The organism is Bradyrhizobium sp. UFLA05-89 (assembly GCF_059803475.1).
Genome location: NZ_JBANBA010000001.1, coordinates 102,131 through 125,902, shown reverse-complemented (window position 1 = coordinate 125,902; position 23,772 = coordinate 102,131). Strand labels below are relative to the sequence as shown.

Below are 23,772 nucleotides of genomic sequence, written 5' to 3'. Positions count from 1 at the left end.
GCTTCAACGCGGAGGCCCGTTCGTGCCAACCTCGGCCTGGTCCTCCCAGTCGTCCCACGCCACATCATTGATCTCGAGATAACGAGAAACGGCAACTCCGATCGTTGGAAAGAAGTATTTCTCGCCTAGCTGCGCGAACAAGCCAAATCGCTTCAGCTTGTCCTTCACGGGGTCCTTGAGCTCGGCAAAGCACAGCTCAATCCCCTGCGCGTGCAGCGCTTCATCGAGTTCAGCGACCACATCACAGGCCGTGACGTCGACGCTCGTGACCGGCTCTGCCGCAACCACCAGCCAGCGCACGGGCGTCGGCGATGTTGCTACGGCATCCCGAATGCGTTCCTTGAAGAATTCGGCGTTGGCAAAGAACAGAGGCGCGTCCCACCGAAACAGGACCAGCCCTGGGATTCGGCGTGCATCCGGATATCTTGTGATGTCGTGATAGCCTTTGACGCCGTGGGCGCGACCCAATACGGCGGAATGCGGGCGCCAACCGTCCCAGAGGAACTCGGCGATGGCGATGGCGATTGCCAGCCCTATTCCTGGAATCACTCCGAGCACTGCAACACCGACAAAGCAGACGATCGCCAACCAGAACTCCCACCGCTGAATGCGATAGATTCGTTTCAGGTCGGCGACCTCGATCAAGCCGATCGCCGAGGTGATGACCACGGCAGCCAATGCAGCGCTCGGCAAATGCTGAAGAAGGTTTGGCGCCGCTAGCAAGAGCGCAACGATGGCAAGCGCGCCAACGACGCTGGTGAGTTGGGTGCGCGCGCCGGCCGCTTCCGCAACGGGTGTACGCGAACTGCTGCTGCTGATCGAGAATCCCTGAAAAAAGCCGGTCGCCAGATTGGCGACGCCGAGGCCGACCAACTCCTGGTTGGGATCGACCCGCGTCCCCAATCGTGCGGCATAGGCCCGTGAAAGCACGCTGGTATCCGCGAATGATATCAGCGCTATCGCACACCCGCCGACCAGCACGGGGACCATGTCGCCGTAGCTGATCCAGGGAACGACAAATCCAGGCAGCCCCTGAGGAAGGGGACCCAGGACCTTCACGTCATAAGGCGCCGCGAGGCCCAGCGCGCCGACGACAACCGTCGCGCCAAGGACCGCTATCAGAATGCCTGGGAGCCGCTTGTTGTTCTTGAGAAGCAGGATCACGATCAAGGTGCCGAGCCCGATCCCGAACGCGACCCAGTTTGTCCGCCCATCGCGGATTGCGCCGACGATCGCGAGCAAGCTTCTAAGGGGTCCTTCGCTCTCAATCGAGAAGCCCATGAGCTTCGGCAGCTGGCTGATCAATACGGTCAACGCGATTCCATTCATGTAACCGTAGCGTATTGGCTTGGAGAGAAGCTCGGTCACAAAGCCCAGGCGCGCGACACCCGCCAGAATGCACACCACCCCCGAAACGATCGCCATCATGCCGGCGAGCGTCGCGGCCCGCAGCGGATCACCACCGGACAACGGAGCGACAACGCCGAGGATGACCCCTGCCAGAGCAGAGTCCGGACCGAGGACGAGAATACGGCTTGGGCCGAACAACGCATAGACCAACAGCGGCACGATCGTTGCGTACAGACCATAGATGCCAGGCAACCCCGATGCCGCCGCGTAGGCAATTCCGACCGGGACCAGCATTGTCGCCAGGACGATCCCGGCGAAGATATCGTGCGGAAGCCACGCAGCCTCATATCGACGAAGAGTGTCGAGCCCCGGCAACCAGTGGATCCAATGCTTCATCGACGATCACCCCCAAGCCCGAGCAGGGCTCGTTGACCGCGCTTGATGCGCTGGCCGAGATCGGCGCGGCTGGAATCCAGCGTAGGCTAATACGCCCTTGGCAAGCTGAACAGTGGCGCAGTGTCACGCGAGCGAGGCAGAATGCAGTGCAAAACCGACGCGCCATCCACCGCGCCGCCAATGCCGAGAGCAACGTGCAGAATTGCACGGTCACACGAAACGGGCCTCGGCGAATTCTCGCCGCGGCCCTGACGTGGCGGCCTCAGTGCATGTGACCAATCAGATAAATGCCGCCACCGATCACGAGAACAGCGGGCACGGCCCAGAGAATGAAGACTGGTGGCATGATGACCTCCCTCAGTTCGACGTGCAGACCTTGACGGTCTTCATGCCAGCCTCGGCCTCGGTGCGCGACTTGTAGATGGTGCCGGCCGGGCCGACGACGGTCATCGACGATTCCGTCGGCTTCCTGTCGACGACGGTGCATTTCTTCGTCTTGACGTCCTGGACGACGTAGAACTCGTCGACAGCGAACGCTGGCGTGGCGAAGGCGGCGATCATCACCGCCGCGGTTGCGATTCTCAGTTTCATTGTTCCTCTCCTCCAATTGTCGAACCTGCTGGTTTCGGCAATTCGACAACGGGAAAAAATGGCAGATCGTTCCTTCGCCGATGTTCCCGAGGGATCATTGCTCGCAGCGAGCGACAGCAGCGGCGCGAAACTCACCCCGATGCGGACACGGAATGCAGCGCAAAATCGCTCGACCGGGATTTTCCGACAAACCGGAAAACCCGTGGCGCAACGCGGAGGCTGCCCGTATGCTCTTGCTTGATCCGGCGGCGTCGCGCCGGAACCAGGGCGCCCGCGTTGTCAAAGTTCACTCTGCCCGTACGGCTCGCGCTCCTCGTCATGGGGACGATGCTGCCCTTGATCGTCTTCGCCGTCGGCATCGTTTTTTATAACTACGCTCAGGACCGTAGCGACGCGAACCGCCGCGTGCTGGAAACGGTACGCAGCATCCGCCTGGTGCTCGATGCCGAGGTGCAGCGGATGACCGGGGGCTTGCAGGTGCTGGCGCTGACCAACGCGCTGCGCGGCGGTGACTTCCTGAGCTTTCGCCGCATCGTCTCGGGTTTTCTCGAGCAGTACGGCAAGGACGGCGTCGTGCTGGTCTCCGACCGCAAGGGGCATCTGTTGTTCTCGTCGGTGACGGAGGACACGGCCGGCCTGCCGCCCCGCAACAACACCGAGATCGTGGAGAAGGTCTTCGCAACCAAGCTGCCGCAATATTCCGACCTGTTCCTCGGCGCGATCAAGCAGCGCCAGGTCGTGACCGTCGAGGTCCCCGTGTTGCGCGATGGCGAAGTGATCTACGCCCTCACCTTCAGCCCACCGCTCGATATCTTCCAGACGCTGGTCGAAAAGCAACGGCCCGATGAGCACTGGACGGTATCGCTGCTGGACAGCAAGGGCATCGTATTCGCACGCGCGCCCAACCCGGGCGACACGTTCGGCAAGCGCGCCACGTCCTCGCTCTATGACGAGATGTTCCGCAAGGGCGAGGCGTCCTTGTCGGCGGTCTCGCTCGACAATATTCCGCTCAGTGCTGCCTATACGCGGTCGCGGCTGACAGGCTGGACGGTTGCTGCCGGCGTCGCCGAGAGCTCGCTGGTCGCGCCGCTCTGGCGCAACATCGCGATCACGAGCCTGATCGGCGGCGTGCTCCTCCTGACCGGGCTTGCCTTCGCCTTGCGGATGGCCGCCACCATCGCGCGCGGCGAGATGCTGCACGATCTGCTGATCGAAGAGCTCAACCATCGCGTCAAGAATACCCTCGCCTTGATGCAGGCGATCGCTGTGCAGTCGTTCCGCAGCGCAAGCCGCGACGAGCGCACCAAGTTCGAGGGGCGCCTCGGCGCGCTCGCGGAAGCGCACAATCTGCTCAGCCAGGAGAAGTGGCAGGGCTCGGACCTGAAGGACGTCGTTGCCCGCGCACTGGACCCGTTCCTGCTGAGCAATCCAGACCGGATCCGGATGAACGGACCAGCGGTGCCGCTGTCGCCGCGCCTCGCCGTCGTGCTGTCGATGATCGTGCACGAGATGGCAACCAACGCCGCCAAATACGGCGCGCTATCCAACGAGACCGGGATGGTGACACTGGACTGGGAGGTCACCGCGGCTGCGCCCAAGCCGCGGCTGCGGCTGATCTGGGCCGAGAGCGGCGGACCGCCGGTGACCGCGCCTGTGCAACGTGGCTTCGGCTCCCGCCTGATCGAGCGCAGCGCGCGCGATCAGCTCGGCGGCGAAGCGACCGTGGATTTCCTGCCACCCGGCGTCGTCTACACAATCAGCTGCGCGCTGGACGAGCCGCGGTAGCGAATGGGCCTGCTTTGCATCCGATATTCTTGTTGTCCGGCCTCAGGCCTTGACCGGTCCTAACCGATCGACTGGAGCACCGGAAAGGTCTCGAGCAGCCAGATGCTGATGTTGCTGATCGCGCCCGTGAGAAAGAAAATGCCGGTGATCACCATGAGCACGCCCATGGCCCGCTCGACATTGACGAGGTGGCCCTTCATGCGCGCGAACAGCGCCGAGAACTGCTCGATCAGTAGCGCTGCAATCAGGAACGGAATGCCGAGCCCGGCGGAATAGACCGCGAGCAGGCCAGCCCCCTTGGTCACCGTGGCCTCCGCCGCGGCGATCGAGAGGATGGCCGCAAGGATCGGCCCGATGCACGGCGTCCAGCCGAAAGCGAAGGCAAGCCCCATGATATAGGCGCCCCACAGACCGACCGGCTTGGGGATCGGCAGCCGCCCTTCCCGCATCAACAGGTTGATGCGCGTCAAACCGAGGAAGTGTAGGCCCATCACGATGATGACGACGCCGGCGAGAATCGAGAGCTCGGCCGACCAGGCGCGGATCACGCTGCCGATCAGCGAGGCGCTGGCACCCAACGCAATGAAGATGGTCGAGAAGCCAAGCACGAACAGCAGCGCCGACATCATGACCGCGCGCCTGGAGGTAGACGGCTGCTCGTCGCTCTCGACGTGCTCGATCGTGGCACCGGTCAGATAGATCAGATAGGGCGGAACCAGGGGCAGGACGCAGGGCGAGAGGAAGCTGACGAGGCCGGCAAGCAGCGCCGCCGTGATAGAAACATTTTGCATGATGCAGTCGGGGCCATCTCAAGGCCCGCACCGCGCGCACGGGGAGCGCGCCGGAATTTGGGCCTAACTGGCCCTTGGTGTAGCCGATGCAGGGCAATGCGCAACAGAGGCGCTGGAAACCAAGGCTCCTCCCGATGCCGCCTGTGATCACAGATGCGGCATCGGGACGCTCACAAATCTCGCGGATGCGAGAGAGGGCGGCGCGGTTATTTCACCACGCGGAGCAGCGGACGCCGGGGCTGGTCCTGCGTCTGCTTGGAACGGGAGGCGGATTCGCTGGCAGCGCCCCGCAGCATTTCGTCGCACAACGCCCGAAGCTCGGCATTGTCGACGCCTTTGAGTTTCATGCGCAGATCGAGGATGGCGATCGAGAGCAACTCGACCGTCTCGCGGACCTGGTTCTCACCGAGAACCCGACGGCACTCCTCGAGCGTTTCGAGCACCGACTGCAATTGTTCATCTGAATGCGACACCGGAGTTCTTTCGTTAGGTCAACCTGTGAGAATGAATGGCAACGATCCCCGCGGCCCGTAGTTGCGCGCGAAGATAGCACGACGAATCCAAGCCTTCGAACACGATTTCAGCGCGTCCAGGCTCGAAAATCGCAGTTCCATTGCAAGAAAAGCGTTGCGTGATCGCCCGAGCACGGCGCGTCAGCATGATTGAATTTGTCGGCAATGATGATTCCGCAGTAGCCAGCCGGAAGATGGGCGCGAAGCCGGACCTGCGACCCGCGCCCTCCGATTTCGGAGAGCCCGATATCCGCGCAGTGCTCTCAAGGCTCGCAACTGAACGCACGCGATACCCCTCATCCGGACGATCGACCGTCCGATTCCCAGTCCCTGGCGCACTCTAATACCACCCACGACGCGGTAAGTATGGCCTCAAAACTAGCCACCCCCGCAACCCGCCGTGGTTGTGGTTTGCCCAAGATTCTGCCAGTTTAGCCAGCTGAAAGGACTTGTATGCACCTCACGGCGGAAAGGGGCGTTCCTCTGGAAGAACGCCAAAAAGCACTCCTCGGCGGCCTCTCGGATTGGGACGCGGCCAGGATATTCCTTGAGGTCGTGCGCTGTGGCAGCTTCCGCTCCGCTGCTGAGCGCCTTTCGCTCTCCATTAATGCCGTCCGTCGGAAGATCGACGATTTCGAGCGCCAGATCGGCGCCACCCTGTTCACCCGGGACGTGCATGGCACCCGGTTGACGGATGAAGGAGCGATGGTGGTCTCGGCCGTGGAGCGGATGGAGGCCGCGACCTTCGACGTGCTGCGCGCCAGCGATACGCTCGCCGGCACGTCCGGCGAGGTGCGGGTCGCCGTCACCGAGGGACTCGGCACTTTCTGGCTGGCGCCGCGGCTGGTCGAATTCCAGCAGAGCTATCCGAAAATCCTTGTCGACCTGCACTGCGCGATGCGCTCTGCCGATGTCTCCCGGCACGAGGCCGACGTCGCCATCCATCTGTCGCGTCCCTCAGCGCTCGACATCAAGCTGGTGCGGCTCGGCCGCATGCATCTGATGTTCTGGGCGGCCGAAAGATACATTGAGAAACATGGCGCGCCGCTTACGGCTCACGAATTGGTCAAGCACCGCCTGGTGCTGCAATTCGCCGACCAGATCGCCGCCAAGGAAACGTTCGAGAGCTTCTTCCCGGGCGTTGCGGAGCGTGACCTTCTGGTCATGAAGACCAACGTCTCAAGCGCCAACTACTGGGCTGTCGCGAACGGCGCCGGAATCGGCGTATTCCCGAGCTATGCCATCGCGCTTGGCGGGAAGTTGATGCCACTGGAGGTCGCGTTGAACCGACCGCTGGATATCTGGTTGTCCTACCATCCCGGTAGCGGCCGGATTCCAAGGGTGCGGCACATGATTGACTGGCTGATCGAAGCCTTCAATCCGGCTCGCTTCCCGTGGTTCAAGGATGAATTCGTGCATCCGCGCGAATTCAAGGAAGTGTACATGGGCGAACCCCTGACCCAACTCTTCGGGGGATTTTCAACCGAAGAACGGTGAGAAAAAGTATGAAAACAGCGGCGAAGAGAATGAAGCAGCGCAGTGCCGGCAAGCCGGACATTGAGCTTGGCAAACGGATCAGATTGCGGCGGGTCGAGATGAAAATCTCGCAGGCTGAGCTTGGCGAGAAGCTGGGCGTCAGCTTCCAGCAGGTCCAGAAGTACGAAAAGGGCGTCAATCGTGTCGGCGCGGCCCGTCTGCAGCAGATCGCTTCGGCGCTCGACGTGCCCGTGACCTTCTTCTACGACGGCGACAACAAGGCTCGCGAAGTCGAGAGCCTGCTTTTCCTCGACAGCGCCTTCAGCCTCCGGCTGCTGCGCGCCTACAGCAAGATCAAGGACCAGACAGTACAGCGTCAGCTCGTTTCGCTGATGGAATCGATCGCGGCCAACGAAAGCTGAGCGATCGACGGCCGGACAGTCGGCCGTCCATCGGATTCGATGTTCGATCCGCCGCGTCGCGGGGGCGCGGCTGGATTGGACGGGACTTCGCCGCGCGCCTGACGCGCGGCTTTTGCTTTTTTGGGCCTCCCTCGACGGGCCCTACGGCTCTTCGTCACTTTCCGTCACTTTTCACGAACCGATCCGGGCCGTCGAACGACCAAATCGAGGGCGGATGGGCCGGGACGCCTGCGTTTAATCCGACAGCAAGGCCCATGCCCTAGCCTGCCGCCGCCTCGCGAATCGCCGAAAGCCGCGCCCGCGGCACTGCTGCAAGAAGACCATCATGCGAGCGCCCGCCCGGGCCTCGTTTTTCCAAGGGAAGATCAGAAACATGTTGAAGCGCCAAGCCATCGTCGTTGCGGTTGGCCTGCTCGCGAGCGCCTCGGCCCTTGCGCAAACCGAAACCACCGGCCAGCCCGGCCCCGCCAAGCCTGCCACCGCAGCGCCGGCCGGCACGACGCCCGCGACGGCCAATCCGGCCCACACGGCAACGTCGAAGCCAGCTACAACACCTGCCTCGACGGCGGAGTCACGCTCGGCCGCCGCGCTTGCGCTGTCGCATGAGCCGACCTTCGACGAAGGCTCGGCCCAGCGGATCAAGGACGCCGCACTGAGCTACTCCGACCTCGCCGTGCGCGGCGGCTGGCCCACACTCCCTGCGGACGCGAAATTCGCGGCTGGCACGCAGGGACCCAATGACGAGTTGCTGCGCAAGCGCCTGATCGCCTCCGGCGATCTCGCCGGCGACAAGGCAAGCGGCGCCTTCGACGAGACGCTGGCCGAAGCCGTCAAGCGCTTCCAGGCACGCCATGGTCTCGCCCCGACTGGAACGGTGACGCCGCGCACGATCGCTGCAATGAACGTCCCGGTGCAAAAGCGCATCCGGCAGCTCGAGGCCTCGCTGGAGCGGCTCCAGAACACCAACTTCGGCTTCGGGCAACGCTACGTCGTGGTCAACATCCCCGCGGCCTTTGCCGAGGCCGTCGAGAACGACGTCGTGGTGCGGCGCTATCGCGTGATCGTCGGAAAGACAGAGAAGCCGTCGCCGACACTGACGGCCGAGATCACCGGCGTCGTGCTCAACCCGACCTGGACCGTGCCATCCTCGATCGCCAAGACCGAAATCTCCGCGCATATGCGCAAGGATCCGACCTATTTGTCGCGCATGCACATGGAAGTGCTCGACGGCCACGACAATCCGATCGATCCGCATTCGGTCGACTGGTCGGGCACGCACACGCCGAACTTCACCGTGCGCCAGCAGAACGGCACGTTCAATGCGCTAGGCGCGGTCAAGATCGACATGCCGAACTCCTATTCGGTCTACATGCACGACACCAACCAGCGCAATCTGTTCAGTGACGACTACCGCTTCGATTCCCACGGCTGCTCGCGCGTCGACAATGTCCGCGATCTCGCGGCCTGGCTGCTGAAGGACCAGCCGAAGTGGAATCGCGCCGCGATCGACGCGGAAATTGCCACCGGACAGCATCTCGAGGTCGCCATGGCGAAGAAATTCCCGGTGGCCTGGATCTATCTGACGGCGTGGATGACCAAGGACCAGACCATCCAGTTCCGCAACGACGTCTACAACCAGGACGAACAGCTCCTGGAGGCCACGGCCGAGGAGACCGCGTTCTTCAGCAATGCCGCCAATCATCCGCTGACCGCGCATATGGCGCAGTAGGCGCCGCACGGCCGCTCAACCAAAATCCGCAAAACAACCCCATGCAAAGTAGCGAGACGGTCGACGATTGACTACTGATTTAGCGAAATTCGCTTGACGCGTCGGGCAAATCAGGGGTAATAGTCGATCATCGCGCAACCTGCAAAAAGACAACCGTGGTCCGCTCAGGAATGGGCGCGGCACGGTTGACCTCGCCGCAGCGCCTGCCGCACATTGCCATCCCCAACGCGAGCAGGTGCGCGATGCCAGACGTCTTCCAGACGGACACTTCCTTCGCCGACGGCAAGATCCTCAAATCGTCCGCCGACGGCGTCGGCGTGGTCACCTTCAACAATCCCGACAAGCGCAATGCGATGTCGCTGGAGATGTGGGAGGGATTTGGCCAGGCGCTGACGAGCTTGCGCGACGACGAGGCGGTGCGCATGGTGATCCTGCGCGGCGCCGGCGGCAAGGCTTTCGTATCGGGAGCCGATATCAGCCAGTTCGAGGAGCAGCGCCACAACGCGGCCGCCTCCGAGGACTACGCCAAGCGCAGCGCCGCGCAGCGGGCGTTGCTCGCCGGCTACCCCAAGCCGACGATCGCCTGCATCCAGGGATTCTGCCTCGGCGGCGGCATGCAGGTCGCAATGCTCGCCGATATCCGCATCGCCGCGGCAAGCAGCCAGTTCGGAATCCCCGCGGCAAGGCTCGGCATCGCCTATGGCTATGACGGCTTGCGCCACCTCGTCTCGCTGGTCGGTCCGTCCTGGGCGCGACTGCTGATGTACGCGGGCATGCGGATCGACGCGGCGGAAGCGCTGCGGATCGGGCTCGTGGAGCGCGTGATCCCCGACGATGAGCTCTGGGGCGAGACCATGGCGACCGCCAAGACGATTTCCGAGAATGCGCCACTCGCAATCAAGGCCGCCAAGATCACTATCGCAGAGGTGCTGAAGGACGAAAGCCAGCGCGACATGGACGCGATCAAGCAGGTCGGTACCGCCTGCATGGACAGCGAAGATTTTCGCGAGGGCCGCCGGGCCTTCATGGAAAAGCGCAAGCCGCAGTTCCGGGGGCGGTGACGACTGCCTCTTTGATCGGATTGAGCCGCCGCTAGCGCCGGGCGAATTGGACTCGCGCTCGCTCTACAACCTCCGTCGTTGCGAGCACAGCGAAGCATCCAGTCTGATTTCGCGGGAGGATTCTGGATTGCTTCGCTGCGCTCGCAACAGCAATGACGACGTGGATACCAGTGAGCGTCACAATCACGGCGTCATCGCCCGACTCGATCGGGCGATCCAGTACGCCGCAGCAGATGTGATGAATCTCGACGTCGCTGGAATACTCGATTCCCCGCATTCGCGGGGAATGACCGCGCGCGTATGAGACGTAGGGCTAAGTCTAGCCGCAATTTGGAACCGCTCGCACATCAGAGTGAACCGATATTCAGGAAGATTAAATTCCTGTCGAGCCCGCTCGCATATTGCAACCAACTGATGGCACGACGGTTCTCTCGGCACCAACGAGGGAGATTGTGATGAAACTCAGGTTTGCTGTACTTGGCCTGGCGGCCATGGGCGGTGTCGCGCTCGCGTCAGGGCAGGCTCTGGCGGCAATGCCAAATGGCATTCCGCAGGCCGATCGTATCGCCAGCGGCCCGGCCGCCAATGTCGATCAGGTGCGCATGGTGTGTAATGCCTGGGGTCGCTGTTGGTGGCGCCCGAACTATTATCACGCCTACGGCTTTTATGGTCCGCGCCGCTTCGGACCTCGCCCATGGGGCTGGGGTCACCGTCACTGGCGCCGCTGGTGAATGATGAAGGGGCCAATGGGCCCCTTTTTCTTGTCAAAGCGCCCTGACTAGGACGCGACTCATTAGGGCGAAGCCTGCCCAATTGAAGCGAGTTGGACGGAGGCCAGGTCGACAACCTCCTGAAAGCTCACATCAGTTCATCTTCTTGCGGAGCCTTTCCGCGATCTGACGTTGCGATTCAGCGTATTCTTCCACGATCTTCCGCGCCACCTCCGTGAGCTCTGTATTCTCTTGCTCGCTCGGCGGCTTCTTGTCGTCATCATCCATTGGCACTCCTCCTCGCCGCCGTAACGGCACAGGAAGAAAGTCGTTCCTATTGGGCACGAGAGGGATCAGATGCCGCCGTCATGAACGTTCTCCATGTTGCCCGGGGGGCCGACGCAGGAAGACGGTTGCGTTTGATCCAACTCTTGAAATTAAACGCAGGCGACGCGGCGCCTGTGCGCCCGCAGCAGTCGAGCGGCCTTTCCGAACCGCGCATTTGACTATGTCGCCCCGGGCCAGTGCTCTCCTGCCAATCGGGATGTGCTATGATCCGGTGAGGGCCTAGATGACCCGTCGGCATCCTGCCTCGTTATTGTGTGCAACCGGCATGCTCAACAATCCCATCATCGTGCAGAAATTCGGCGGCGTTTGTCTTGAAACACCGGCAAAGATCCGTGCGGTTGCAGGTAGCTTGGCCGATTTGCGCAGCCGTGGTTATCGCGTCGTGGCGATCGTTTCAGCGATGGGTAAGGCCACCGACGACTTGATAAGGATGGCTTATCAGGTAAGCCCGCATCCCAACCGCCGTGAACTGGATATGTTGCTAACGACCGGCGAGCGCATCAGCATGTCCTTAATGAGCATGGCACTGTCCGACCTCGGTGTGCCGGCCATTAGCTTCACCGGCAGTCAGGCCGGAGTGATGACCGACGAATCCCATTCCTCCGCGCGCATTTTAGATGTGCGGCCCAATCGCGTGCTCGAGGAACTCGGTCGCGGACGTATCGTGGTTCTGGCGGGCTTTCAGGGCGTGAATCCGGTGACAAAAGAGATCACCACGCTAGGTCGCGGCGGCAGTGACACCACTGCGGTCGCCATGGCCGCGGCGCTAAAGGCCGAGTGCTGCGAAATTATCAAGGAGGTCGATGGAGTTTGCTCGGCCGATCCACGCATCGTGCCGAATGCAGCGCCATTGCGTCAGCTGGATTTCGGGTGTCTATCCGAAATGTGCTTTTGGGGCGCCAAAGTTCTGCATTTTCGTAGCGTAGAGCTGGCACAAAGCCAAAACGTGGTATTGAGTCTGAAAAAATGGGGCGGCGCCGAATACAGCACGCAAGTGATCAAAGAGGTTGTCGGAATGGAAACGGGAAAAGCCCTGGCAGTCAACTCGATGGCACGCATCGAACATGTAGAGATCGACTCGATGGATCTCAATCAGGGCTTTGAGAAATTCGCCCAGCATCTCAAAGAACACGACTTGTCTTGGCCACAACTCCTCGCCTCGGCTTTCGCCGCCGGAAAAACGCGCATTATGCTGTCTAGCGATTCGGAATCGCTCGACACTTTGCTGCGCACGCTCGAGCAGAGCAACGACTTACGTAAACATCGTGAGACCTTAAGCTCGGTGAGCCTCACTTGCTTCGGCGCCGTTTCTTCAGCTTTGCCATTCAAGGCGATTCAGATTCTGCAACAGCACGGAATCATCGTCGACAAGTATGTTCTTTCCCCCCATTCGGTAAATTTGTTCGTTCCTGTGGAGAGCCGGGAGGCCGCAGTCAAGGCTTTGCATTCGCTGATCTAAACAAGCGTCCGCGATGCCACCACTGAGACAGCCCTACGCACATCGCCGAAGGAGGCTTCCCTACGAAGGTGCCCACATCACCGGGCCCCACGGCTGAGCGTCCGCCCAGGCCTTCGCGTCGTCAAGAGTGAGACCTTCTCCGCCGCCCGGTCGGCAACTATAGACGCAGCCATCCGAAGTTTTCGGGATGGGGGCATTCTCGTCCAATCGATCGTCTTCATCGTATCGCGAAGATGCAAAGCGGGCTGGCTTGGCAACAATTTCTATTCGTCGCGGGACTGCCCCATCATAGAGCCAAGTCCCTGTCGCGACTACTTTGTACGCCTCATCGACCATGTTACGCTCGGAGGAGAACTAGGACATGGACACAATAGAACTTGATGCTCAATTAGGACACATGAAACTTGCGGCCCATCCTTCGAGACGCCCGCTTCGCGGGCTCCTCAGGATGAGGTCTTGTTTCGCGGCGAGTTTAGACCCTCATGGTGAGGAGCCCGCCAAAGCGGGCGTCTCGAACCATGAAGGCCGAGCACTCACAACGCCGCAAGCACCGCTTTCGCGATGGCGGCGGTACCGTTATTGCCGCCGAACTCGATCGGCTTGATGCCGCTCGCATAGACCTTGTCGACCGCGCGCTCGATCTGTTCGCCGGCCTCCGTGGCGCTTTCCAAACCGTGCTTGTCGGCGAGCCAGTCGAGCATCATCGCCGCCGACAGGATCATGCCCGTGGGATTGGCCTTGCCCTGCCCCATGATGTCCGGCGCTGTGCCGTGGCAGGGCTGGAATACGGCATACTTGTCGCCGATGTCGGCCGACGGCGCCATTCCCATGCCGCCGATCAGGCCGGCGGTGAGGTCGGAGAGGATGTCGCCGAACATGTTCTCCATCACCATGACGTCGAAATCCCAGGGTCGCTTCACCAGCATCGCCGAGCAGGCATCGACATAGAGGCGGTCCGCCTTCACTGCGGGGTGGCGCTTGGCCGCCTCGTCGAACATGTCGCGGAAGAAGGCAAACGCCTTGAACACGTTCGCCTTGTCGACGCACGTCAGCTCGCCCGGCTTGCCCCGCGCCTTGCGTCGTTCGGCGAGCCGGAAGGAGAATTCGAACAGACGCTCTGACGTCTTGCGCGTGATGACCAGCGTCTCGCGTGCGTCCTCATGCGTGACGATGCCCTTTCCCATCGACGCAAACAGACCCTCGGTGGACTCACGGATGACGACGAGATCGATGCCGCGCGCATCTGCGCCGACAATCGGGCTCGGCACGCCCGGGATCAGGCGCGCCGGCCGCACGCCGGCATAGAGATCGAAGTGAAAGCGCAACTCGACCTGCGGCATGATCTCGGTGTTATCGGGATAGCGCACCGACGGCAGGCCGCAGGCCCCGAGCAGGATGGCGTCCGCCTCCTCGCACAGCCGGACCGTCGAATCCGGCATCGACTTGCCGGTGGCGAGATAATTGTTGGCGCCGGCCGGCGCCTCGGTGAAGCGGAAGCCGAGCCCTGCCTTCTCGCCGACCTTGCGCAGCACCTCCAGGGCCGGCGCCATGACTTCGGGACCGATGCCGTCACCGGCGAGCACGGCAATGTGGAAGGCGTTGTTTGCGGACATGGGACGTTCCTACTCTCTCATCGTCATGCCCGGGCTTGTCCCGGGCATCCACGTTTCTATGCCGTTTCCTTGGCCGGACGTGGATGGCCAGGTCAAGCCCGGCCATGACGAGCAACAAACAGCGGGCGTCAAGGCGTCAGCACCGTGCGTCCAACCACCGCACCCTGCTGCAATTGCACGAGCGCGTCGTTGGCCTTGTCGAGCGGCAATGGCGTCACCGGGATCGGCGGCACTTTCCTTGACCGAACAAGGTCGAGCAATTCCTGCGTCTCGCGCAAATTGCCGACATAGCTGCCCTGGATCGTCACCGCCTTGATCGGGATCAGCGGCAGCGCCCAGGTGGCGCCGCCGCCGAACAGGCCGACGATGACGAGCCTGCCGCCCTTGGTCAGGCAGTCGAAGCCGAGCTGCGTAGTGGCGGCGTTGCCGACGAGATCGATCACCGCCCGGATCGGGCCGCCAGCCTTCCTGGCGAGCTGCTCCAACGCGTCCGGCGCCTTGGGATCGACGGTGGCGAGCGCGCCGACCTTCTCGGCCGCCTCGCGCTTCTTCGCATCGATATCGACCATGATCGCGCCCTTGCCGCCCATCGCCTTGAGCAGCGACAGCGCCATCAGGCCGAGGCCGCCGGCGCCGAACATCACGATCGGCGTGTCGAAATACTGCTCGACCTTCTTCAGCGCGCTGTAGGTGGTAACGCCCGAGCAGGCGTAGGGCGCGGTGGTCGCTGGATCGAGTCCCCTGAGATCGAGAAGGTAACGCGGATGCGGAACCAGCATGTGATCGGCATAGCCGCCGTCGCAATAGACGCCGATCGAGCGCGGCGTCAGGCACATGTTCTCGTCACCGGAAAGACACGTCGCGCATTTGCCGCAGCCGATCCAGGGATAGACGAGACCAACATCGCCCTTGTTCAGGTCCCCCTGATCTGACGGCTTCACGTCGGGACCAAAGGCCAGGATCTCTCCGACGGTCTCATGGCCCATCGTCAAGGGCAACGCGATGCCGCGGTCCTTCAACGACAACGGCTTGCGGCCATGACCGAGATCATAGCCGCCTTCCCAGATGTGCAGGTCGCTATGGCAGACGCCGGCCGCCTTTACCTTGATCAGCACCTGCGTGCCCGAGGGCTGCGGCGTCGGCTCATCGAATTCCTTCAACGGCGCTTTGAAATCGGCGACCTTGAAGCTCTTCATGGCGTATCTCCCGCCCACTTCTTGTTTCGAGCGTCACCATGCCATGTCCGGCGTTGCAAAACAAACGGCGCCGTCGCGAGGTTACGTCAACGGATGATGGCAAGCCGCGAGCTGGCCCGGCGCGACCTCGCGCAGCTCCGGCATCTCCGCTGCGCATCGCTGATCCGCGCGCGGACAGCGGGTGCGGAAGCGGCAACCGGACGGCGGCGCGATCGGCGATGGCGGCTCACCCGCGGCGACGCTTTCCGCTGGCCGCACGTCGGGATCGGGAACCGGAATGGCCGCAAGCAGCAGTGCTGTGTAGGGATGCGCGGGCTTTGCGAACAATTGCTCTGATGGTCCGACCTCGCAGAGGCGTCCGAGATACATCACGGCGACCCGGTCGCTGACGGCTTTGACCACCGCCAGATCGTGCGCGATGAACAGCAGCGTGAGGCCGAACCGCGCCTTCATCTCCTCCAGCAGATTGAGGATCTGCGCGCGGATCGAGACGTCGAGCGCCGAGACAGGTTCGTCGCAAACGATGAATTCGGGATTGAGCACCAGCGACCGCGCAATCGAGATGCGCTGGCACTGCCCGCCGGAGAATTCATGCGGCAGGCGGCCGACCACGAGATCGGGATCGAGGCCGACCGCGGCCAGGACCTCGTGGACGAGCTGCCTGCGCTTCTCCGCATCCTTGATGCCGGCTATGATCAGCGGCTCTGCGACGATGTCGCCGATGCGCCGGCGCGGATTGAGCGAGGCGATCGGATCCTGGAAGATAAGCTGGACGCGACGCCGCATCTTGCGCAGCGGCTCGCCCTGCATGGCCGTCAGGTCCTCGCCGTCGAACAGCACGCGGCCGGACGTTGCGCGGCGCAGTTGCAGCACCGCGCGCCCAAGCGTCGACTTGCCGCAGCCGGATTCGCCGACCAGCCCCACCGTCTCGCCGCGCGCGACCTCGAGGCTGACGCCGGAGACCGCATGCACGGTCTTGTTGCCGAGGCCATATTCGACGACCAGATTGTCCACTTTCAGCAGCGGCTCGTCGGACTGCGCGCGGTTGGCGACCTGCATCATGCGTCAAGACCTTCGGCCATCTGGATCGGATGGAAGCAGGCGTAGAAGTGTCCAGGCATTTCGGCGCCTGTCAGTTCCGGCTTCGCCTGGTGGCAGCGGCCGGCGGCATAGCGGCAGCGCGGCGCGAAGGAGCAGCCCGGCAACGGCCGGGTCGGATCGGGCGGGCGGCCGGAGATCGCCGGCAGCGGCGTATGCGGCGCGGTTTCGAGCTTCGGGATCGCGGCCAGCAGCGCCTCGGTATAGGGCATGTGCATCCGCTTGAAGAGCGCAGGCGTCGGCGCGCGCTCGACAACCCTGCCCGCATACATCACTGCAACCTCGTCGGCACGGCCTGCGACGACACCGAGATCATGGGTGATCAGAATCATCGCCATGTGGCGGCGGCGCTGCTCGCGCGCCAGGAGATCGAGGATCTGCGCCTGGATGGTCACGTCCAGCGCCGTCGTCGGCTCGTCAGCGATCAGGAGTTTTGGCTCGCAGGACAGCGCGATGGCAATCGCGATGCGCTGGCGCATGCCACCGGAGCATTGATGCGGATATTGCGCGAGCCGCTGCTCCGGCGCCGGGATGCCGACGGCCGCGAGCAACTCGATGCTGCGCTTTCGCGCGGCCGGCGAATCAAGCTCGAGGTGCTCCTGGATCGTCTCCATCAGTTGCGTGCCGATGGTCAGCACAGGGTTGAGCGAGGTCATCGGATCCTGGAACACGACCGCGACGTCGCGCCCGCGCAGCCGCCGCAAGCTCTCCGCATCGAGCCGCACCAGATCCTGGCCGTCGAACATGACGCGCCCGGTGAGCTTCGCCTTCTTCGGCAGGAGCTGGAGGATGGCGCGCGACAGCATGGTCTTGCCGCAACCGGACTCGCCGACAATACCAAGCGTGCGGCCCGCCTCCAGCGCAAGATTGACATGATCCACCGCACGCAAATTGCCGCGTGGTGTCGGCAGCTCGACCGCAACGTCCTCGATCGACAATAACGGCACGCTCACAGCGCCCCCTGACGCGGGTCCGTGAGTGCCCGCAGGGTGTCGCCGACCAGGTTGAAGGCCAGCACGGTGAGGAACAGCGCGGTTGCCGGCAGGAAGGCGAGCCGCGGCGCGATATCGAGACTTTCGCGCCCCTCCCCGATCATGCTGCCCCAGCTCGCCATTGGCGGCGGCACGCCTAATCCCAGGAACGACAGCGCGCCCTCGACCACGATGGTCACGGCGACGGCGAGCAGGAAGAACGCGAGCAGTGGCAGGATGACGTTGGGCAACAGCTCCCGCAGCAGGATGCGCGCATGCGTGGCGCCGAGCGCCTCGGCGGCGATCACGAATTCGCGGCGCGCCAGCGTTAGCGTGGAGGCACGCGCCACCCGCATGAAGGCGGGAATGCCGAGCACACCCAGGATGAAGGTGAGATTGGGGATCGACTGGCCGAGATAGGCGGTCACCGCGAGCGCAAAGACCAGCGGCGGAAAGGCGAGCAGCACGTCCATGCTGCCGACCACCAGCGTCTCGAAGCGGCCGCGGAAGTAACCGGCGAGCAGGCCGAGCGCGCCGCCGACGGTGAGGCCGATCATCGGCGCAAACAGCCCGACCGTCAGCGAGACGCGTGCGCCGAAGACCAGACGCGCGAGCTCGTCGCGGCCGAGGCCGTCGGTTCCGAGCCAGTGCTCGGCCGAGAACGCGGCTCTGCGTTCCAGCATGTCCATGTCCACGGGGCTTTGCAGCGGCAACAGCGGCGCCAGGATCGCGAGCGCAAAGACCAGGGCAAGCCAAGCGATCGCCAGCCAGAACAACAGGCCGAGTCGTCGCTTGGGGCGCACCGGCTCGGACGCTGCCTCATCCCGGAGCGAGAGCTCAAGCGTAGCCATGGCGGATCCTTGGATCGAGGACGGCGTAGAGCATGTCGACGATGAAGTTCACGATGACGAAGCCGGATGCGACCAGCAGCACCACGCCCTGGAGGATGATGAGGTCCCGGGTATAGATCGCGCCGACCAGGAGCCGACCCAAGCCCGGCAGCGCAAAGATCGATTCCACGATCAGCGTGCCGCCGATCAGGCGGCCGATATTGATGCCGGTCACGGTCACCAGCGTCAGCGACGAGGGCTTTAGCGCATGCACGAACAGGATACGCGACGGCTTCAGGCCTTTGGCCTTGGCGAGCGCGATGTAGTCCTCCTGCAATGTGGCGATCATGTCTGAGCGCAGCACGCGCATGATGCCCGGCCATTCGGCGAGCGCCAGCGTCAGCGCCGGCAGAACGAAGAAACGCAGATTGGCGAGCGGGTCCTCGGTGAACGGCACGTAGCCGGTCGCCGGCAGCCAGTGCAGCTCCACCGCGAACAGGTAGATCAGGAGGATCGCCAACAGGAACGACGGTAACGACAGCATGGCGAACGCGCCGCCGGTCATGAAACGGTCGAACGGGCCGCCGGCGCGCGCGGCGCAGACGATCGCAAGCGGCACACCGATCAACAGTCCCAGAAATTCGGCGAGCAGCATCAGCTCGATCGAGACCGGCACCCGCTCGGCGACCGCCTGGAGCACCGTCTGCCCGGTGCGGAAGGAGCGGCCAAGATCGCCCTGAAGCACGTGGCCGAGCCAGCTCAGATATCGCCACCACAGCGGCTGATCGAGCCCCATGTCATGGCGAAGCGCTGCGACCTTCTCCGGCGTCGCCTGGTCACCAAGGATGACGTAAGCGAGATCGCCAGGCAGAAGCGAGGCGATCAGGAAAGTGAGCAGCGAGACGGCAGCCAGGACCGGCAGGAGATGAACGAGGCGCCGAATGACGAAGGCGAGCATTTGCGCTCAGTCCAGCCAGGTGTCCGAAACGTCGATCACGCCATTATAGATTTTTGGAAAGCCTTTCAGCTTTGCGCTCGAGAGCGCGTAATAGGTGTTCTGGAAGGTCCAGAACCAGATCGCCTCCTTGTTGATCAGACGGCTGATCGCGCAATAGTCCTCGATGCGCTTATCGGTATCTGCGGTGACGCGCGCATGGTCGAGCAGCCGGTCCAGCTCCGGATCGGAAAAATTGGCGAGCGCGAGCGGGCTGCCGCTGTGGAAGTTTGCGTACATCTGCGGATCGGGATCGGCGAGGTCGACGATGCGCCACGGCGTCAACTGGAATTGACGCATGAAGGCGCGCGGTGGGATGGTCGCCTGGTCGACCTGTTCGATCTCCATATTGGCGCCGACCCGTTTCCAGAATTGCTGGAGCACCTGGCCGATCATGCGGCCGCGCGGCGTCGCAGTGGCCAACATCTTGAACTCGACGGGCTTACCGTAGTCCTTGAGCAGCGCCTTGGCCTTCTCGACGTCGAAAGGCAGCGCGCCGTCATCCTTGCATTTCACCCAGGAGCCGTCGCCGTAAGGGTTACTCGCCGGCCGGCTCAGGCCGTTGCTGATCGCCTGCGACATCTTCGGCCGGTCGATCGCCATCACCAGCGCCTGCCGCACGCGGACGTCGTCGAAGGGAGCGGCCTTGGTATTGAAGGCGGAGACCTGCGCGCCCGACCCCTTGTAGGTGTGCACGGTCAGCTTGGGGTCCTTCTGCGCCTTCATGATGTTGTCGGCGTCGTACTCGTCGTCCCAGATGATGTCGGCTTCGCCCGATTGCAGCGAGGCGAACCGCGACTGCGCATCCGGCAGCGGCTTCAGGATGATGCGATCGAGATAGGGATGGCCCTTGTTCCAGTAGTCCGGGTTCTTCTCCAGCACCATGCGATCGCCCGCAGTCCATGATTTCAGGATGTAGGGACCGGTGCCGACGGGATTGCGGTTATAGTCGTCGCCCTTGGTTTTCCACGCGGTCGGCGAATGCACGACGTTGTTCTGACTCTGGATGCTGATCACCGCCGGCAGATTCACGGAAGGATCGGTGAGGTTATAGACGATGGTGTATTCGTCAGGCGCCAGCACCTCCTTGACGTTGGTGATGTAGAAGGCGCAGCGGCACTTGTTGGCGGGATCCTTCTGCCGGTCGAAGTTTTCCTTGAAGGCCTGCGCGTTGAACGGCGTGCCGTCGTGGAACTTCACGCCCTGGCGCAGCTTGAAGGTCCAGCTCTTGTAGTCTTCGGAATGGGTCCAGGACACAGCGAGCTTTGGCGCGGCCTCGCCCTTGTCGTCGAGCGTTGTCAGCGTGTCGAAGATCGCCGCCGCTGCGGTGAAGGTCGAGGTGTCGTAGACGCCGACCTTGAGCGGATCGAAGCCTGGAATATCCAGCTCCTGGCCCATCGTGATGCTACCGCCGGATTTTTGCGCGAGCGCGGGCTGCACCAGCGGAACAATGGCGAATGCCGTGACAAGGAAAATCGGCGCGAGGCTGCGCGCCGCGGCAACTGCGTACGTCATTGTTCCCTCCCGAGATCTTCGTCCGATGTTTCGGATCGCTCGTGACGTCAGGCGAGATTGGCGAGAATCGCTGCCCTCGGCAAGAGGAACGCGTGCAAGCTGCTACGACGCAGACTTCACTTGACGATGCGAAAGTGCGCGGCCTTCGCTCACGTTTTGCCTGACGGAATTAACTCTTCGCGCGAGCGATTGCCTCCAGCAGAGCGTCCGTGTGCTCGCCCAGCGCTGCGATGCGCTTGCCAGGCGTCGTGTCCGCGCCCGACATCCGGAACGGCAGATTGAGCACCTGGAAGGAGCCACCCTCGTCTTCCACGTCCGACAGCGCCTGGCGATGCATGAGCTGCGGATCGCACAACGCCTCGGCGACGGTGCGATAGGCCGAGGCCGGCACGCCCTCGGCGCCGAGCTCTGTGAGACATTGCTCCGTCGTGATCTGCCGCGACCAGGCTTCGACGCCGTCCATCAGGTCAGCCCAGTTGTCGCGCCGCACGCCATAGGTGCAGAAGCGGGAATCGGAAATCCAGTCCCGCCGGCCGATCACCTTCATCAAAGACTGAAAGGTCTTCTCGCTCGCGATGGTGATCATGACGTAGCCATCGGCCGTCTCGGTCGGACCGAACATCGGACGCGGCGGCGGCTTCACCTCGAATTGCGAGCTCTGCAGCTCTATCACCGTGAGCGTCAGCATCGACTCCAGCATCGAGACGTCGATGTGCTGGCCAACGCCCGTGAGGATGCGCTGGTATAGCGCCGACGCAATCGCGCCGAAGCCATAGGTTCCGGTGACGACGTCGGCATGATAGATGCCGCAATAATCGGGGCGGTTGCGGCCGGGCTGGTAGGCGAGATGCGCCATGTCGTAGCCGGATGCTGCGTGGATCACCGGCGCATAGGCTGGCAACTCCGCCGACGGGCCGGTCTGCCCGTAGCCCGAGATGGAGCAGTAGATCAGCCTCGGATTGAACGGGCGGAGCGTATCGTAATCGAGCCTCAGGCGGCGCATCACGCCGGGTCGGAAATTCTCGACCAGGATGTCGGCGGTGGCGACGAGGCGCCGCACCGCCTCTTTGCCCTCCTCCGACTTCAGGTCGAGCACCACACTTTTCTTGCCGACATTGAGCTGGCCGAACACGGTGCTACAGCCGTTGCGCACCGGCGGGCGCGTCCGCATCGTCTCGCCGCCGTCGGGCTCGATCTTGATGACTTCGGCGCCCATGTCGGCGAGCATCCGCGCGCAATGGGGACCGGCGATGGTGGTCGAAAAATCCAGCACCCGCAGGCCGGCAAAGGCCTTTGTCGTCGTCCCCTCATGCTTGTCTGCTAGCTGCATCCCCGGAGTCCCCCTTTAGGAACCACGCGCGTTCTTGCCTGTTGATGCGCCGACCCTAGATGGCAGCGGCCCGGTAGGAAAGTCTTTACCCGAACGGCAGCTTCCAGGGGCGGGCTTGGAATTCCGAGGGCAACTGGACCCGATCTTGCATAGCAGCAAACGGGCTCGGAAGAGGGCAGCTGTTCTTGAGGGTCTTATTCGTCACGACAGAGATGGACGATTTTGTCCGCGTCGGCGGACTCGGCGCCGTTTCTGCTGCACTCCCGAGAGCGCTGCGCCCCTTCGCCGATATCCGGATCATGCTGCCCGGCTATCGCGACATCATCGAACAACTCACGCATATTCAGATCGTTGGCCGCTGTCCGGCGTTGGCGGAGATGCCGGCCTGCACGCTGGGCCGGGCCGCGACGCGCGACGGCCTACCGGTCTATGTGCTGCTCTGCTCGCAGCTCTACGACCGTCCCGGCAATCCCTATGGCGACGAAACCGGGCGCGACTGGCCCGACAACGACATCCGTTTTGCGCGCTTGGCGTCGGCAGCCGCTGAACTTGCGACGGGCAACCTGGACAAGAATTGGGCAGCAGACCTGATCCATGCCAATGACTGGCAGGCTTCGCTCGTGCCGGCCTATCTGGCCTGGCGCGGCTCGAAGCTGCCGTCGATCCTGACCATCCACAATCTCGCTTATCAGGGACTCTTTCCGAAAGACGCGCTGCGGCGGATCGGCGCACCCGAGAGCTCCTTCCACATTGACGGCATCGAGTTCTACGATCAATTGTCCTTCCTGAAGGCGGGCCTCGTCTACGCCTCGCACCTGACGACCGTGAGCGCGACCTATGCGCGCGAGATCACCACGTCGGAATTCGGCTGTGGCCTGGAAGGCCTGTTGCGCATCCGCGCCGAGGCAGCCGAGCTCACCGGCATCCTGAACGGAATAGATGAGAGCTGGGACCCCCGTTACTGCGCGCAGCTCGCCCAGCAATTCGGTGCCGGCGACTGGGCCGGCAAACGGGCCAACGCGGACTATGTGCGCAAGCAATTCGGCCTCGCGGTGTCGCGCGGGCCGATGTTCGGCATCGTGGCGCGGCTCGTCCATCAGAAGGGCATCGATCTCGTGCTATCCGCGGCCGACGAGATCATCGATGCCGGCGGGCAGATCGTCGTCACCGGTTCCGGCGAGCCGGCGCTCGAGCAAGCCCTGATCAACGCCCATCGCAGGCGGCCAGATGCGATCGGCGTCGCGATCGGCTTCAACGACGCGCAGGCGCGGCGCATCTTTGCCGGCAGCGATTTCACGCTGATGCCATCGCGGTTCGAGCCCTGCGGGCTCAGCCAGATGTACGCCCAGCGCTTCGGCTCGCTGCCGATCGGCCATCAGACCGGAGGGCTTGCCGAAACCATCACCGACGGCGAGACCGGCTTCCTGTTCGCGCAGCCCTCTTACGAATCCTTCCTCGGCGGCGTTCGTCGGGCTTTCTCGACCTTCATGGCCCAGGAGCGTCTCGACTCCATGCGCCGCACCGCCATTCGTTTAGCTGGAACATCTCGGCTGCATGTTACAGCGCGCTGTATCGCAAGATCGCGTCGGCCTGAG

20 protein-coding genes and 1 pseudogene are annotated in these 23,772 nt (G+C 63.1%); 8 read left to right on the top strand and 13 right to left on the bottom strand.

What is annotated here, in order from left to right; translation table 11 throughout:
* Window positions 1–3 precede the first annotated feature (3 nt).
* The gene (locus SO139_RS00560; protein WP_498539509.1) at window positions 4–1,746 is read right to left on the bottom strand and encodes a SulP family inorganic anion transporter; all 1,743 of its coding nucleotides are present in this window, start codon (window positions 1,744–1,746) and stop codon (window positions 4–6) included.
* Between the two features lie 357 nt (window positions 1,747–2,103).
* Window positions 2,104–2,337 (bottom strand): hypothetical protein, encoded by a 234-nt coding sequence (locus tag SO139_RS00555; RefSeq protein WP_449379503.1) that lies wholly within the window; start codon window positions 2,335–2,337, stop codon window positions 2,104–2,106.
* A 327-nt stretch (window positions 2,338–2,664) separates the two neighbouring features.
* Between SO139_RS00555 and SO139_RS00550 the strand changes: the two genes are divergently transcribed.
* Window positions 2,665–4,122, top strand: coding sequence for a sensor histidine kinase (locus SO139_RS00550; RefSeq protein WP_498539572.1), 1,458 nt, complete (start codon window positions 2,665–2,667; stop codon window positions 4,120–4,122).
* 59 nt (window positions 4,123–4,181) lie between these two features.
* Here SO139_RS00550 and SO139_RS00545 read toward each other — a convergent pair whose 3' ends face one another.
* A complete protein-coding gene (locus SO139_RS00545; RefSeq protein ID WP_498539508.1) occupies window positions 4,182–4,913 on the bottom strand; it encodes a cytochrome c biogenesis CcdA family protein in 732 nt (243 codons plus the stop codon).
* A 206-nt stretch (window positions 4,914–5,119) separates the two neighbouring features.
* The gene (locus tag SO139_RS00540) at window positions 5,120–5,356 is read right to left on the bottom strand and encodes a hypothetical protein (RefSeq protein ID WP_449379544.1); all 237 of its coding nucleotides are present in this window, start codon (window positions 5,354–5,356) and stop codon (window positions 5,120–5,122) included.
* Between the two features lie 522 nt (window positions 5,357–5,878).
* Here SO139_RS00540 and SO139_RS00535 point away from each other — a divergent pair.
* The 5 genes from SO139_RS00535 (at window position 5,879) to SO139_RS00515 (ending at window position 10,844) form a co-directional block, all read left to right on the top strand.
* Window positions 5,879–6,922: a LysR family transcriptional regulator gene (locus tag SO139_RS00535; protein WP_449379505.1), complete on the top strand. Its 1,044-nt coding sequence runs from the start codon at window positions 5,879–5,881 to the stop codon at window positions 6,920–6,922.
* A gap of 29 nt (window positions 6,923–6,951) precedes the next feature.
* Window positions 6,952–7,323: a helix-turn-helix domain-containing protein gene (locus SO139_RS00530; RefSeq protein ID WP_020608151.1), complete on the top strand. Its 372-nt coding sequence runs from the start codon at window positions 6,952–6,954 to the stop codon at window positions 7,321–7,323.
* Window positions 7,324–7,696: 373 nt separating this feature from the next.
* On the top strand, window positions 7,697–9,052 hold the full coding sequence (locus SO139_RS00525) for a L,D-transpeptidase family protein (RefSeq protein ID WP_498539507.1): 1,356 nt from the start codon (window positions 7,697–7,699) through the stop codon (window positions 9,050–9,052).
* A gap of 242 nt (window positions 9,053–9,294) precedes the next feature.
* Window positions 9,295–10,113 (top strand): enoyl-CoA hydratase, encoded by an 819-nt coding sequence (locus SO139_RS00520; protein ID WP_498539506.1) that lies wholly within the window; start codon window positions 9,295–9,297, stop codon window positions 10,111–10,113.
* Between the two features lie 455 nt (window positions 10,114–10,568).
* Window positions 10,569–10,844, top strand: coding sequence for a hypothetical protein (locus SO139_RS00515; RefSeq protein WP_449379508.1), 276 nt, complete (start codon window positions 10,569–10,571; stop codon window positions 10,842–10,844).
* Between the two features lie 132 nt (window positions 10,845–10,976).
* On the opposite strand, the gene SO139_RS00510 is transcribed toward SO139_RS00515, so the two are convergent.
* The gene (locus SO139_RS00510) at window positions 10,977–11,111 is read right to left on the bottom strand and encodes a hypothetical protein (RefSeq protein ID WP_449379509.1); all 135 of its coding nucleotides are present in this window, start codon (window positions 11,109–11,111) and stop codon (window positions 10,977–10,979) included.
* Window positions 11,112–11,394: 283 nt separating this feature from the next.
* On the opposite strand from SO139_RS00510, the gene SO139_RS00505 reads away from it, so the two are divergent.
* Window positions 11,395–12,630, top strand: coding sequence for an aspartate kinase (locus SO139_RS00505; protein ID WP_498539505.1), 1,236 nt, complete (start codon window positions 11,395–11,397; stop codon window positions 12,628–12,630).
* 533 nt (window positions 12,631–13,163) lie between these two features.
* Here the strand turns inward: SO139_RS00505 and SO139_RS00500 are convergent.
* From SO139_RS00500 to SO139_RS00465, 8 genes are all read right to left on the bottom strand, one after another.
* Window positions 13,164–14,243, bottom strand: a complete 1,080-nt coding sequence (locus SO139_RS00500) for an isocitrate/isopropylmalate dehydrogenase family protein (protein ID WP_498539504.1) — start codon at window positions 14,241–14,243, stop codon at window positions 13,164–13,166.
* Window positions 14,244–14,371: 128 nt separating this feature from the next.
* Window positions 14,372–15,439: an alcohol dehydrogenase gene (locus SO139_RS00495; protein WP_498539503.1), complete on the bottom strand. Its 1,068-nt coding sequence runs from the start codon at window positions 15,437–15,439 to the stop codon at window positions 14,372–14,374.
* An 81-nt stretch (window positions 15,440–15,520) separates the two neighbouring features.
* On the bottom strand, window positions 15,521–16,501 hold the full coding sequence (locus tag SO139_RS00490; protein WP_498539502.1) for an ABC transporter ATP-binding protein: 981 nt from the start codon (window positions 16,499–16,501) through the stop codon (window positions 15,521–15,523).
* A complete protein-coding gene (locus tag SO139_RS00485) occupies window positions 16,498–17,490 on the bottom strand; it encodes an ABC transporter ATP-binding protein (protein ID WP_498539501.1) in 993 nt (330 codons plus the stop codon). The genes SO139_RS00490 and SO139_RS00485 overlap by 4 nt, the downstream gene beginning before the upstream one ends.
* On the bottom strand, window positions 17,487–18,359 hold the full coding sequence (locus tag SO139_RS00480) for an ABC transporter permease (RefSeq protein ID WP_498539500.1): 873 nt from the start codon (window positions 18,357–18,359) through the stop codon (window positions 17,487–17,489). Before SO139_RS00480 ends, SO139_RS00485 begins: the two co-directional genes overlap by 4 nt.
* Window positions 18,346–19,296, bottom strand: coding sequence for an ABC transporter permease (locus tag SO139_RS00475; RefSeq protein ID WP_498539499.1), 951 nt, complete (start codon window positions 19,294–19,296; stop codon window positions 18,346–18,348). Before SO139_RS00475 ends, SO139_RS00480 begins: the two co-directional genes overlap by 14 nt.
* A gap of 6 nt (window positions 19,297–19,302) precedes the next feature.
* Complete coding sequence (locus SO139_RS00470) at window positions 19,303–20,847, bottom strand: ABC transporter substrate-binding protein (RefSeq protein ID WP_498539498.1); 1,545 nt, start codon at window positions 20,845–20,847, stop codon at window positions 19,303–19,305.
* A 169-nt stretch (window positions 20,848–21,016) separates the two neighbouring features.
* The gene (locus SO139_RS00465) at window positions 21,017–22,177 is read right to left on the bottom strand and encodes a CaiB/BaiF CoA transferase family protein (RefSeq protein ID WP_498539497.1); all 1,161 of its coding nucleotides are present in this window, start codon (window positions 22,175–22,177) and stop codon (window positions 21,017–21,019) included.
* A 185-nt stretch (window positions 22,178–22,362) separates the two neighbouring features.
* On the opposite strand from SO139_RS00465, the pseudogene glgA reads away from it, so the two are divergent.
* Window positions 22,363–23,771, top strand: a pseudogene (gene glgA / locus SO139_RS00460) (glycogen synthase GlgA).
* The last annotated feature ends 1 nt before the right edge of the window (window position 23,772 follow it).

Coding starts and splice junctions, on each gene's coding strand:
- SO139_RS00545 (WP_498539508.1), bottom strand. CDS start 4,913: ATGCAAAATGTTTCTATCACGGCGGCGCTGCTTGCCGGCCTCGTCAGC.
- SO139_RS00550 (WP_498539572.1), top strand. CDS start 2,665: ATGCTGCCCTTGATCGTCTTCGCCGTCGGCATCGTTTTTTATAACTAC.
- SO139_RS00505 (WP_498539505.1), top strand. CDS start 11,395: ATGACCCGTCGGCATCCTGCCTCGTTATTGTGTGCAACCGGCATGCTC.
- SO139_RS00535 (WP_449379505.1), top strand. CDS start 5,879: ATGCACCTCACGGCGGAAAGGGGCGTTCCTCTGGAAGAACGCCAAAAA.
- SO139_RS00510 (WP_449379509.1), bottom strand. CDS start 11,111: ATGGATGATGACGACAAGAAGCCGCCGAGCGAGCAAGAGAATACAGAG.
- SO139_RS00495 (WP_498539503.1), bottom strand. CDS start 15,439: ATGAAGAGCTTCAAGGTCGCCGATTTCAAAGCGCCGTTGAAGGAATTC.
- SO139_RS00465 (WP_498539497.1), bottom strand. CDS start 22,177: ATGCAGCTAGCAGACAAGCATGAGGGGACGACGACAAAGGCCTTTGCC.
- SO139_RS00490 (WP_498539502.1), bottom strand. CDS start 16,501: ATGATGCAGGTCGCCAACCGCGCGCAGTCCGACGAGCCGCTGCTGAAA.
- SO139_RS00480 (WP_498539500.1), bottom strand. CDS start 18,359: ATGGCTACGCTTGAGCTCTCGCTCCGGGATGAGGCAGCGTCCGAGCCG.
- SO139_RS00500 (WP_498539504.1), bottom strand. CDS start 14,243: ATGTCCGCAAACAACGCCTTCCACATTGCCGTGCTCGCCGGTGACGGC.
- SO139_RS00475 (WP_498539499.1), bottom strand. CDS start 19,296: ATGCTCGCCTTCGTCATTCGGCGCCTCGTTCATCTCCTGCCGGTCCTG.
- SO139_RS00515 (WP_449379508.1), top strand. CDS start 10,569: ATGAAACTCAGGTTTGCTGTACTTGGCCTGGCGGCCATGGGCGGTGTC.
- SO139_RS00520 (WP_498539506.1), top strand. CDS start 9,295: ATGCCAGACGTCTTCCAGACGGACACTTCCTTCGCCGACGGCAAGATC.
- SO139_RS00560 (WP_498539509.1), bottom strand. CDS start 1,746: ATGAAGCATTGGATCCACTGGTTGCCGGGGCTCGACACTCTTCGTCGA.
- SO139_RS00525 (WP_498539507.1), top strand. CDS start 7,697: ATGTTGAAGCGCCAAGCCATCGTCGTTGCGGTTGGCCTGCTCGCGAGC.
- SO139_RS00530 (WP_020608151.1), top strand. CDS start 6,952: ATGAAGCAGCGCAGTGCCGGCAAGCCGGACATTGAGCTTGGCAAACGG.
- SO139_RS00470 (WP_498539498.1), bottom strand. CDS start 20,847: ATGACGTACGCAGTTGCCGCGGCGCGCAGCCTCGCGCCGATTTTCCTT.
- SO139_RS00555 (WP_449379503.1), bottom strand. CDS start 2,337: ATGAAACTGAGAATCGCAACCGCGGCGGTGATGATCGCCGCCTTCGCC.